This is a genomic window from Burkholderia sp. SCN-KJ, from assembly GCF_024656005.1.
Classification (GTDB): Bacteria; Pseudomonadota; Gammaproteobacteria; order Burkholderiales; family Burkholderiaceae; genus Burkholderia.
On the sequence record NZ_JANKOG010000012.1, the window covers coordinates 89,582 to 101,014 of the forward strand.

Genomic DNA, 11,433 nt, shown 5'->3' on the forward strand with positions numbered 1-11,433 from the left:
GCTCCGGCGCACGACGGACGCCGCCCGAGACGGCGGCCTTTTCCATTCGAGGGCCCTACCATGTCCAACCGCTTGCATGCGACGCTCGGCGACGAGCTGTATGCCGCGTGGCACTCCCGCGCGCCTGTCGCGCCGCTGTCGGGGCGGCCGCGCCGGCTGTCCCTCGACGATGCGTACCGGATCCAGCAACGCTTCATCGAACGCCGTGTCGAATGCGGCGAATCGGTGGTCGGCAAGAAGATCGGCGTGACGAGCAAGGCTGTGCAGGACATGCTGAACGTGCGCCAGCCCGATTTCGGCATCCTGCTGTCCGGCATGCACTACGCGGCCGGCGAGGCGATCGCCACCGAGTCGCTGATCGCGCCGCGCGCCGAAGGCGAGATCGCGTTCATCCTCGCGCGCGACCTGCGCGGCCCCGGCATCGACCGCACCGACGTGATCGCCGCGACGGCCGCGGTTGCGCCCTGCTTCGAGATCGTCGATTCGCGCATTCGCGACTGGGCGATCCGCATCGTGGACACCGTCGCCGACAACGCGTCGTGCGGCGTGTACGTGCTCGGCGATGCGCGCGTCGATCCGCGCACGCTCGATCTCGCCGCGTGCGAGATGACCATCGAGAAGAACGGCGAAACCGTCGCGCAAGGCCGCGGCGACGCGGCGCTCGGCCATCCCGCCGACGCGGTCGCGTGGCTCGCGAACACGCTCGCCGAATACGACGTGCCGCTGCTCGCCGGCGAGATCGTGCTGTCCGGCTCGCTCGCGAAACTGATTCCGGTCACGGCCGGCGACGCGCTGTCGATGCACATCTCGGGTATCGGCGGTTGCGACGTCCGCTTTATCTAAAGGAAGAGGAAGAATCCTGATGAAGAAAATCAAATGCGCACTGATCGGGCCCGGCAACATCGGCACCGACCTGCTTTACAAGCTGCGCCGCTCGCCGGTGCTCGAACCGGTGTGGATGGTCGGCGTCGACCCGGCGTCCGACGGCCTCGCGCGGGCCCGCGAATTCGGGCTGAAGACCACCGACAAAGGTGTCGACGGGCTGCTGCCGCACGTCGCCGACGACGAGATCCGCATTGCGTTCGACGCGACGTCGGCCTACGTGCACCGCGACAACTCCGACAAGCTCACCGCGCTCGGCGTGAAGATGATCGACCTGACGCCAGCCGCGATCGGGCCGTACTGCGTGCCGCCGGTCAACCTCGACGCGCATCTCGGCAGCGCGCAGATGAACGTGAACATGGTGACCTGCGGCGGCCAGGCGACGATCCCGATGGTGTACGCGGTGTCGCGCGTGCAGCCGGTCGCGTACGGCGAGATCGTCGCGACGGTGTCGTCGCGCTCGGTCGGCCCCGGCACGCGCAAGAACATCGACGAATTCACGCGCACGACGTCCGGCGCGATCGAGCAGGTCGGCGGCGCCCGCAAGGGCAAGGCAATCATTGTGATCAACCCGGCCGAGCCGCCGCTGATCATGCGCGACACGATCCACTGCCTGACCGACGGCCCGCCCGACGTCGACGCGATCACCGCGTCGGTGCATGCGATGGTCAAGGAAGTGCAGCGCTACGTGCCCGGCTACACGCTGAAGAACGGCCCGGTGTTCGACGGCAACCGCGTGTCGGTGTTCATGGAAGTCGAGGGGCTCGGCGATTACCTGCCGAAATACGCGGGCAATCTCGACATCATGACCGCCGCCGCGGCCGCCACGGCCGAGCGTTTCGCCGAACAGATGCTGGCCGCGACGGCCGCCACCGCTTGAGTCGAGGAGTCACACGATGTCACTTGCAGGCAAGAAGATCACCGTCCACGACATGTCGTTGCGCGACGGGATGCACCCGAAGCGTCACCAGATCACGCTCGACCAGATGCGCAACATCGCGCGCGGGCTCGATGCGGCCGGCGTGCCACTGATCGAGGTCACGCACGGCGACGGGCTCGGCGGCGCGTCGGTCAACTACGGTTTTCCCGCGCATACCGACGAGGCGTACCTGAGCGCCGTGATTCCGGAGCTGAAGCAGGCGAAGGTGTCGGCACTGCTGCTGCCCGGCATCGGCACCGTCGAGCACCTGCGCATGGCGCACGAGCTCGGCGTCGGCACGATCCGCGTCGCGACGCACTGCACCGAAGCCGACGTGTCGGAACAGCATATCGGCCTCGCGCGCACGCTCGGCCTCGATACCGTCGGATTCCTGATGATGGCGCACATGTCGTCGCCCGAGCAGCTCGTCGTGCAGGCGAAGCTGATGGAGTCGTACGGCGCGAACTGCATCTACATCACCGATTCGGCCGGCCACATGCTGCCCGACGACGTGACCGCGCGCATTGGCCAGGTGCGCGCCGCGCTGAAGCCGGAGACGGAACTCGGCTTCCACGGCCACCACAACCTCGCGATGGGCGTCGCGAACTCGGTCGCTGCGGTCGCCGCCGGCGCGAACCGGATCGACGCGGCTGCCGCCGGCCTCGGTGCCGGTGCGGGCAATACGCCGATGGAAGTGTTCGTTGCGGTGTGCGACCGGATGGGAATCGAGACCGGCGTCGACGTGTTCGCGATTTCCGACGTCGCCGAGGATCTCGTCGTGCCGATCATGGACGCGCCGATCCGCCTCGACCGCGATGCGCTGACGCTCGGTTACGCGGGCGTCTACTCGTCGTTCCTGCTGTTCGCGAAGCGCGCGGAAGCGAAGTACGGGATTCCGGCGCGCGACATCCTCGTCGAACTCGGCCGGCAGCGGCTCGTCGGCGGGCAGGAGGACATGATCGAGGATGCGGCGCTGACGATGGCGCGGGCACGGGCGGTGGCGGCATAACGGGGATCTGCCCTGCCTTCCATGTCATGGGCGCATCGCAGGTCAGTCTCCTGCCGGAGCCGCGGCGATCGCGGCTCCGTCTTCCGCCCGGATGCCTGCCGTCAACGCGCAGGATACGCGTCGCCACCGACGGCGGCAAAAAACGAAACCGTACTGGCCATCCTGGCCGCGCGCAGGCGAATCATCTCCAGCCGCGTCAGATCGTACGCATACTCGGCACGTAGCACGCGAAGCCGATCCGAGCTGCCGTTCTCGAACTGACGCCGCGTCATCTCGAGAACGGTCTGCTGGCGGCGAGCGACGGCGCCACGGGCCTGCAGCGCCGTCGTATCGCGATCGATTTCGGTCATCGCATCGGCAACGCTCTGCAATCCGCTGAGCACGACCTTCCGGTAGTCTTCAAACGTCGCATCGTACGCGGCATACGCCGCATCCCGCGACGCACGCAATTCTCCACCGTGAAAAATCGGTGCGCTTAGCTGGGCACCGATATTCCAGATCGTCGTGCCGCCCGCGAACAACTGGCCGAGCACCAGCGGCGACGACCCGATGCTCGCGCCCAGTTCGATCCGCGGGTAAAGATTGGCCGTGGCAACGCCGGCCAGTTCCCCAGCAATGTGCAGGCTCGCCTCCGCTGCGAGGATGTCGGGACGTTGACGCACGAACTCCGACGGAACCGTCGACGGCAGGTCCCGTGGCAACTGCAAATCGTCCAGACGAAACCGCGGCAGCGATTCGGGCGATGGAACACCCGCATAGACCGCGAGTTGAAACCGGACCTGCTGCAGTTGCGCGCGCAAGGTCGCCAGTTCCGCCTCGATTCGATCGACGTCCGAATCGCCGTCGATCGTTTCCCGATAAGCCACGCTGCCGATTGCATAGCGATCGTGCTGCGTCTGCCGGACGGCCTGCCGGTTCTGCAACACGCCTTCGTTCAATTCGATTTCGTCGCGCAGCCGCCCTTCCCGGACCGCCGCGGCCGCGATATTGCCGGCCAGCGTCAGGCGTGCCGCGTCTGCCTGATGCTTTCTCAGCGCCGCTTCGTATCGTTTCGCGGCGATCCGATGGCGCTGCGCACTGAAGAGATCGAAGTCGTATCGAACGCTCACGTTCGTGTTGTACAACATGAATGGCGACGGGTTCGGAATCATCGGCAGGCCGGCCGCAGCGGTATTCAACTGCTCCTTTTTTGCCGACGCGCCGAAATCGACCTGCGGATAGCGACTTGCTCCGAGCTGGCCCTCGAGATACTTCGTGGCTTCGACCAGCCGCGACTCCGCACTCCGCACGGACGGACTATCCTGCATCGCCTGCTCGACGAGTGTATCGAGCGCCGGCGAGCCAAAGCGCCGCCACCAGCGCGGATCGTGTTCGGCCGGAACAGAAGCGCCGTCGCGTTCGGCCGATCCGGCGCTCATTCCCATGAAGGTGGAAGGCAATGCCAGATCGCTCGCGGAACGAGAGACGAACGCGGGATGACGGCACCCTTGCCCCAGAACGATGGCGACCGCGATCGGCAGGAGCGCAATTGCGCGGCAAGCGCGGCGGCCAGGATGTGTTCGTTGTGCCATCGTCGTTCAATCGAGCGTGGTTCTGTACGCGAGCAGGCCGAAGGTCATTGCAACCAGCGTGAAAGCGACCATCGTCGCGGCATCGGGCCAAACTTCATTCCATCCGCTGCCCTTCAGGAGGACGCCGCGAATGGCCCTGTTGAAATAGGTCAGCGGCAATCCGTTGCCGATCATCCGTGCCCAGCCCGGCATGCCGGCAAACGGGAACATGAATCCGGAGAGCAGGACGCTTGGCAGAAAATAGAAGAAAGTCATCTGCATCGCCTGCAACTGATTTCGCGCGACCGACGAGATGGCGATGCCGACCATCAGGTTCGCGAGGATCAACAACGACGCGAGGCAGTAGACCGTCACCGGATTGCCTTCGAACGGCACGCTGAATACGAACCGGGCCGCCAGCAGGATGATCGTGCACTGCAGGATGCCGATCACGATGTACGGAACGATCTTTCCGCAGATCACCTCGATGGACGTTGCCGGTGACGCGAGGATGTTCTCGATCGTTCCGCGCTCACGTTCACGCGTGATGGCGAGACTCGTCATCATGACCATCGTCATCGACAGGATGACGCCCATCAGGCCCGGAATGATGTTGTACTGCGTAATGCCGGCCGGATTGTAGATCTTGTGCACACGGGCAGAGAATGCTTGCGGCGGCACGGCTGGCGCCAGCGCTCCCGTCAGATCCTTGTTCAGCACCGTACGCGTCATCGTGTTGAACGCGGCGATCGCATTTCCCGTTGCCGCGGGATCCGTGGCATCCGCCTCGACCAGAATTTCCGGCAGCTCGTCGCGCACCAGCCGCCGCGAGAAGTCGTGCGGCACGCTGACCACGAACTGCACGGTTCCCTTTTGCAATGCGTCACGTGCCGCGCGCTCGGAAAACAGGCCACCCTGGATATCGAAATAGCCTGTATTGCGCATGCCGGCGACGAGCGATCGCGAGAATTCGCTTGCGTCGTCGGCAAGCACGATCGTCGGAAGATGCCTTGGATCGCTGTTGATCGCGAAACCGAACAGCGCCAGCTGCACGATCGGCAACACGGCGATCATCCCGAGCGTCACGCGATCGCGGCGGATCTGCAGGAATTCCTTCGTCACCATGCTCCACCAGCGGGAAACCGAAAATCCGGTCATGTCAGCCTGGCTCCCCGGATCCGTCCTTCATCAAGTGCAGGAAAACGTGTTCCAGATTCGTTGCGACTCTCTGGATCTCGACGCCATCGCCGCCGACCATTTCGAGCGTCGCGCCAAGCACGGCCTCGTCACGCCCCGAAACGTGCAGCGCACGCCCGAACGCAATCACCTGCTCGACGCCCGGCCGCCCCTTCAGCCGGTCGTTCAATCGCACGAGATCTCCCCCGGACAGCGACCAGGTATGGAGCGCATGCCGCCGTACGAGCTCGCCGGCCTCGCCGTGCGCCAGCAGCGTCCCGTACGAGATGTAGGCGAGCTTGTGGCAACGCTCGGCCTCGTCCATATAGTGCGTGCTGACGAGCACCGAAATGCCGCGGGCCGCCAGACGGTGCAGTTCCTCCCAGAATTCCCTGCGCACGCCCGGGTCGACGCCGGCTGTCGGCTCGTCGAGCAGCAACAGCTCAGGCGACTGCAACAGCGCAGCCGCAAGCGCCACGCGCTGCTTCCAGCCGCCCGACAATGAACCGGCCAGTTGGTTCGCTCGCGATTCCAGTCCCATTTCGGCGAGGATCCGTGCGACACGTTCCTTTCGCGCGTCGATCGCATACAGTCGCGCGACGAAGTCGAGGTTCTCCCGCACCGTCAGGTCCTCCCAGTACGAAAAGCGCTGCGTCATGTAGCCGACCCGCCGCTTGATCTCCTGGCGCTGCGTCAGGATGTTGAATCCGAGGCAGGTCCCGCTGCCGGAGTCCGGCGTCAGCAGTCCGCACATCATGCGCAACGAGGTCGTCTTGCCGCTCCCGTTCGGACCGAGAAAGCCGAATATCTCGCCACGGCCGACCTGCAGGCTCAGGTTCTTGACGACGTGCCGCGCGCCGAAATGCTTGTTCAGCCGATGCACCTCGATCAACGGCGGTGCGTGGTTCATCGCGTCACCTCGACCGGCAAGCCCGGATGCAGTCCGCGCGCATCGGCGGTGTCGGGTCGCGCCTCGACAAGAAACACCAGTTTCGAACGCGCGTCGTTGCTGTAGATGACGGGCGGCGTATATTCCGCGTCCGATGCGATATGTGTGATCGTTGCCGAATAGCCGCGTGCGCACCCGTCGCATGTGAGCTTCACGACATGACCGACGCGCAGATGAGGCAGCGCGACCTCGGGCACGAAGAAGCGCACCTTCGTATTGCGATCGACGAGAATCTTGACCACCGGTTTGCCCGCGACGACCCACTCGCCCGGCGTGAAGAACGTATCGGCAACGACACCCTTTCCAGGTGCCTGCACGGACAGTTGCCGGTACTGCGTCCGCAGCCGTTCGTATTCGGCCTGAAGCGCGTCGGTGCTCTGTCGTTGCGAACGCAGCTGACCGTCTCGTGCCGGCAACCGCGCCGTCTTCAGCTGACTGGCAAGTTCCCGTACTCGTGCTTGGTCCACCCGCGCCGCCGCGCGCTCGCTTTCGAGCTGATCGAGTGAAATCGCGCGTATTTCGTAGTCGGCTTCGGCACGGGCGAGCCTTTGCGTCGAAAAAACCGCGCTCGCCCGCGCCTGTTCGAGCTGTGCCTTCACCGCATCGATTTCCGATGAACGCTTGCCTTGTTCCAGGTCGCCGAGCACGTTCCGCGACGATTGCCACTGGTGATACTGGCGCTTGATCGCCTGTTCCAGGTCGGGCGCATCGATCTCGAAGACGCCCGCGCCCGCGTCGACACGGTCACCACGCGCGGCACGCAATGTCTTCAGGTTCCCCGAGTACGGCGCCGACAAATAGGAAAACTGCCCTTCGATATAGCCGTGATACGTTTCCGGCGACTGGGTGCAACCTGTGGTCAGGAGGCACACGCAAACGAAACCGTACCCGACCCGCCGAGGCGTAAGCGTGATGCGTTCCATAGTGAAGAAACCGAATGTTGCACGGTGGTATGCGACGACCGATTACGCGGTCGGCAAACGACGGTCCGGCGGGCATCGCGCGGCGGTTCGCTGCGTGTAGGCGTCGAGAAACTCGGCGGCAGCCGCACGCCGGATTTCCGTCGCGTATTGCGTGCAGCAATGGTCCCCGTCGTCGAATAGCGTCAGCTTGATGCCGTCGGTCAGCCCGAGCCCGTTCAAGGTATCGCGCAGCCATGTCTTGTCCGCGACCGACACAAGCGGGTCGCGTCCGCCATGAACGATATGGACGCGGGCGCGGATCTTGCCAAGCATCTTGACGTCGCGGATGGCGAAATGGTCCGCCGCCGCCCGGGCATCCTCGAGCGACGTGATGCCGAGAATCTGGCAAAACTTGCTTTTCAGGAAGAATGGCAGCTTGTTGTAGTCACGCGCGTCGACGGGGCCGCCCAGATCGAGAATCGCGCTGACACGCGCGTCGGCCGCGGCGATCTTGTAGGCCCACATGCCGCCCCAACTGATGCCGGCGATGGCATAGCCTTCGGTGTCGATCTGCGGATGGCTGCTCAACGCGTCGACGGCCGCGACGATCGCCTCGTCGAAGTTCTCGGGCCACGTCGTGCCGTCGATCAGGAACGATTCGCCTTGCCCGGGACCATCGATGCACATTACGGCAAAACCCGCTTCCATAAACAGCAGTTCGCTCGCGAGATGCTCCTCCTTGACGTCGTCCATGCCGTGTACGATGACGACCAATGGACTCTTCCGCGACGACAACGGCATCTGCGGCAAATGCAGGTTCGCCCACATCGGATTGTGTTGCCAGTCGATACGCAGGCGGGCGAATCGCGCGCCGAATGCCCGACGTTCTGCCTCGACGTAGAAGTCACGACAGTGCCGATATGCGATCGTCTTTGCATCCGAAAGCGGCAGACAACCCCACTGAACCAGATGAGCGAGGAACGACAGACGCCGGTAGTGTGCGATGGCCTCCTCGTCGGACATCCGCGGCAGCATTGCCTCGACCTGCCGAATCTCGCCTTGCAGGAATGCCACGCCCTTCGTCGGCCAGTCCGAGAGACCGTGCATCGCGGCAAGAAAGCGATCCAGCGTGTTCTGGTCGAACAGCGCCGCCCTCCAGCGATTCCAGAACGGCCGAGTGATGTTCTTCACACCCACGACGCGCGACAGCGCGAAGACGGCGCGGCTCAGGATGTGATCGGTAAAGGAGTAGGTTTCGGTTTCGCTCAGGTTACGCATCGTGATTGCCCTTTCGAATCGCCACGCCGAGTTCGGCGGCCTCCTGCTCACTCAAGCCGAGCATCGTTGCACCGAGACGCACGATGGCCGGATCGGGCGAGCCGGACGCCGCCTGGTCCGGGGCGTGCCCGAGCCGACGCTCGTTCGCGTCGATCACCTGATACAGATCGAAACCGAATCGCGAGCGCATGACCGCCCGACCCAGTTCGTTGATCATGCAGTTCGAACTGCACGCGCCCGTGTTCTTCGGGAGAATCCAGTCATATCGCTCGATATGAGCAATCTGGGCCTCCCGCTCCGGCTTGCGCACGAGTTCGTAGTACGGGACGAGCACGGTCGGAAACCTGATGTCGTCGGGATCGGCGTCCAGCGAGCCCGCGTGGTCCGGAATCGCTTTCCGAAACGGCTGCACGAACTTGGCGACGAGATCGTTCACTTTCGGCAATGCGCGCGCCGACAACACGCCGGCACCCTCGAGATTCAACCGGTTCTGCCCTTTTTGCGTGCCGATGAAACAAAGCGGAATGCGATGGCGATTCGCGAATGCGCTCGCGCTGACCGCGATCAGCGAAAAGCACGGCCAGCACGCGGAGCCGTACGTCATGGCGCCTTTCTGCAGATCGACATCCGAGTTCCCGTCGATCGAGAATCCCGATCGGAACAGCGCATCCGTGAGCGCCTTGTCGGGACGTTCGATCACCAGTGGAATACCAAGCTTCGCGGTAACGCGCCGCGCGCTCTCGAGGGTTTGCGGCGACTGGAAGCCGGGATCCAGCATCCACGCACAAACGTTCACCCCTTTCTCGGCGAGTTGAACCAGCATGTAGGTACTATCCTTGCCGCCGCTGTAGAGCACCATCGCGGAATAGGTCGAACGTGGCTCACGCGCCGGAATCGAATCGAGCATGGCCGCTGCCGTCCCGAGGCTGGCGTCGCCAACGAACGGCAGGCGTTTCGCGACCGAGAGCGCCTTGTGACGCCACGTGCGCTCGCCGTCGGCGGCGGAAATGATCGAATCGAGCAACCATTCGTGATCCGCATCCGGTTCGTACTCCGCGCGCCGGTCGGATTGCATGCCCGAACAGTGTGTGCACAGCCCGGATGCCACGATCTCGTCGGCGTCGGTGCCGTTCATCAGCGCGTCGTAACGCAACGGCATCCCGCAGCGGGTGCATCCGCGATGGATCGGGATCGTCTTCACGAACGACCTCCCCGCGCGCCGGAGGGTCCGGCCGCATTGCCTAGAAAGCGGCGGAAAGCGGCGACATCGAGCACATGCTTACCGCACTGGAGCGGCGGAATCCCGAACTTCATGTCATCGAACGCGCGCTCGTAGGCAAGCAACTGCGCCGTATCGGCCTCGCCGATATTGCTTGCAAGCCGCGGCAGGCTCGCGCGTAACAACCCTTCGGCGAGGCACGACCATGAAACGACGCTGCCGTGTCCGACGTCGTCGGCGAAATCGAACGGGAAGAACGACCGGTATGCGATCTCGCCTACATCGACAAGCCCTGCGTCGCACGGGAGGATGTCGCCACGCGCCCGCACACGCGCCCACGCCGCGTCGCGATCCCAGCAATAGGGCTGGCTGTCATCGAGCAGGATCGTACCGGCGCGCACGAGGTCGATATCGAGGATGGAAGGCGTGCTGACCGCGCTGACAATGACGTTGGCATCGAGATAGCACCTGCTGTCGTCCGGCAACGCGTAACGCGTCGGAAGCACCTCGACCGATACCCGCATCGGAGAACCTGCCGCCACTTCCTCCGCGAGAGCGCGAACCCTGTCCCGCTGCTGCAGCGTGTCGACGAGGATCAATTCCGCGGGCCGAGTGGCCCGGGGCGAATGCGCCAGCAGCCTGGCCACCCCCGCACCCACGCTGCCGGCGCCGAGAATGGCGAGGACGGCGTCGCCTCCGTTCAATCCCGACTCGGACAGCGCCTTGTCGAACTGGCGGACGATCGAGACCGATGTCACCGCATGGCCGGTCGTCAATTCGAGACCGAGTTCCTTCGAGCGCGCTTCGATGCGGCGTCCGTAATTCGTCAGTGCCCCGGTTAGTCCGCCCAGACAGACATGCCGCGCGCCCATAGCGGCCGCCTTGGTCAACCCCTCCTTCTCCATGCGGCTGCGGCTGGATGCGCGCTTTCTCGGGTCGATCATGTCTTCCGCGAGAATCGGCAGAAACAGGATGCCAATGTTGATGTCCTGCGCCTCGATGATCTCGCCGTAGACGGGCTGCAAACAGTCCAGCAAATCTGCGAGCGCGTCGCCGTCGAGCATGTCTGCCCAAGGGAACATCCGCGCAACGTCGGCGCGGTCGCGCGGATGTGTCAGCAGCACGACGTCGACATCGCGCGCCGGACCACGTCCCAACCATTTTCTCTGCGCGGAAGGACCGAAGTAGATATTCGATGCTGTTGCCGCCGGAGACTCTTTTCTTTCATCCATTGGTGTACTTCCATCGTTTCAATGTGAATGGACACGATCGAACCATTGAAAATTAATCCAACAATTCGATCGAATCTTGAAAATCAAAACACTCAAATAATATTTGCCAAGAAAATCCACGAAGGCTGAATGATCCGCCATCGTCAATTGAGACATTCCACGCGAGAGAATCGAGGCCAAAGACAAAACCGAAACCATCCGGATCGACGAAAAATTCTATTTTTCAAAACTCAATGCGTCAACACGAAAACGAATGGCGATAATTTTGATTTTGAGATTAAGTCGATAATTACCACTTTGAAACAAATTGGACACTA

The 11,433-nt window shown here is 63.6% G+C and carries 10 protein-coding genes; 3 read left to right on the top strand and 7 right to left on the bottom strand.

Annotated features, from left to right (window positions below; translation table 11 throughout):
- The first annotated feature begins 60 nt into the window (after nucleotides 1-60).
- From dmpE to dmpG, 3 genes are read left to right on the top strand one after another with little or no spacing between them, the layout of a single operon-like run.
- On the top strand, nucleotides 61-843 hold the full coding sequence (dmpE, locus tag NQV17_RS20630; protein WP_257773663.1) for a 2-oxopent-4-enoate hydratase: 783 nt from the start codon (nucleotides 61-63) through the stop codon (nucleotides 841-843).
- Nucleotides 844-862: 19 nt separating this feature from the next.
- A complete protein-coding gene (locus NQV17_RS20635) occupies nucleotides 863-1,762 on the top strand; it encodes an acetaldehyde dehydrogenase (acetylating) (protein ID WP_044845651.1) in 900 nt (299 codons plus the stop codon).
- 16 nt (nucleotides 1,763-1,778) lie between these two features.
- A complete protein-coding gene (gene dmpG, locus NQV17_RS20640; protein WP_059539660.1) occupies nucleotides 1,779-2,810 on the top strand; it encodes a 4-hydroxy-2-oxovalerate aldolase in 1,032 nt (343 codons plus the stop codon).
- Between the two features lie 101 nt (nucleotides 2,811-2,911).
- On the opposite strand, the gene NQV17_RS20645 is transcribed toward dmpG, so the two are convergent.
- Genes NQV17_RS20645 through NQV17_RS20675 form a run of 7 tightly spaced genes read right to left on the bottom strand, consistent with a single transcriptional unit; the run spans nucleotide 2,912 to nucleotide 11,116 of the window.
- Entirely contained in the window at nucleotides 2,912-4,381 is a 1,470-nt protein-coding gene (locus tag NQV17_RS20645; protein ID WP_257773664.1) for an efflux transporter outer membrane subunit, read from the bottom strand.
- Nucleotides 4,382-4,387: 6 nt separating this feature from the next.
- Nucleotides 4,388-5,518, bottom strand: a complete 1,131-nt coding sequence (locus NQV17_RS20650; RefSeq protein WP_257773665.1) for an ABC transporter permease — start codon at nucleotides 5,516-5,518, stop codon at nucleotides 4,388-4,390.
- 1 nt (nucleotide 5,519) lies between these two features.
- The gene (locus NQV17_RS20655; RefSeq protein WP_257773666.1) at nucleotides 5,520-6,446 is read right to left on the bottom strand and encodes an ABC transporter ATP-binding protein; all 927 of its coding nucleotides are present in this window, start codon (nucleotides 6,444-6,446) and stop codon (nucleotides 5,520-5,522) included.
- Nucleotides 6,443-7,408 carry an HlyD family secretion protein gene (locus tag NQV17_RS20660; protein WP_257773667.1) on the bottom strand — a complete coding sequence of 322 codons (966 nt, stop codon included), beginning with the start codon at nucleotides 7,406-7,408 and terminating at the stop codon, nucleotides 6,443-6,445. Before NQV17_RS20660 ends, NQV17_RS20655 begins: the two co-directional genes overlap by 4 nt.
- 42 nt (nucleotides 7,409-7,450) lie before the next feature.
- On the bottom strand, nucleotides 7,451-8,665 hold the full coding sequence (locus NQV17_RS20665) for a S9 family peptidase (protein WP_257773668.1): 1,215 nt from the start codon (nucleotides 8,663-8,665) through the stop codon (nucleotides 7,451-7,453).
- Entirely contained in the window at nucleotides 8,658-9,866 is a 1,209-nt protein-coding gene (locus tag NQV17_RS20670; protein WP_257773669.1) for a 7-cyano-7-deazaguanine synthase, read from the bottom strand. The genes NQV17_RS20665 and NQV17_RS20670 overlap by 8 nt, the downstream gene beginning before the upstream one ends.
- Nucleotides 9,863-11,116, bottom strand: coding sequence for a hypothetical protein (locus NQV17_RS20675; protein ID WP_257773670.1), 1,254 nt, complete (start codon nucleotides 11,114-11,116; stop codon nucleotides 9,863-9,865). The genes NQV17_RS20670 and NQV17_RS20675 overlap by 4 nt, the downstream gene beginning before the upstream one ends.
- Nucleotides 11,117-11,433 lie beyond the last annotated feature (317 nt).

What these genes read in the sequence shown, in the direction of transcription:
- dmpG (WP_059539660.1), top strand. Translation starts at nt 1,779, where the DNA reads ATGTCACTTGCAGGCAAGAAGATCACCGTCCACGACATGTCGTTGCGC.
- NQV17_RS20650 (WP_257773665.1), bottom strand. Translation starts at nt 5,518, where the DNA reads ATGACCGGATTTTCGGTTTCCCGCTGGTGGAGCATGGTGACGAAGGAA.
- NQV17_RS20665 (WP_257773668.1), bottom strand. Translation starts at nt 8,665, where the DNA reads ATGCGTAACCTGAGCGAAACCGAAACCTACTCCTTTACCGATCACATC.
- NQV17_RS20635 (WP_044845651.1), top strand. Translation starts at nt 863, where the DNA reads ATGAAGAAAATCAAATGCGCACTGATCGGGCCCGGCAACATCGGCACC.
- NQV17_RS20655 (WP_257773666.1), bottom strand. Translation starts at nt 6,446, where the DNA reads ATGAACCACGCACCGCCGTTGATCGAGGTGCATCGGCTGAACAAGCAT.
- dmpE (WP_257773663.1), top strand. Translation starts at nt 61, where the DNA reads ATGTCCAACCGCTTGCATGCGACGCTCGGCGACGAGCTGTATGCCGCG.
- NQV17_RS20660 (WP_257773667.1), bottom strand. Translation starts at nt 7,408, where the DNA reads ATGGAACGCATCACGCTTACGCCTCGGCGGGTCGGGTACGGTTTCGTT.
- NQV17_RS20645 (WP_257773664.1), bottom strand. Translation starts at nt 4,381, where the DNA reads ATGGCACAACGAACACATCCTGGCCGCCGCGCTTGCCGCGCAATTGCG.
- NQV17_RS20675 (WP_257773670.1), bottom strand. Translation starts at nt 11,116, where the DNA reads ATGGATGAAAGAAAAGAGTCTCCGGCGGCAACAGCATCGAATATCTAC.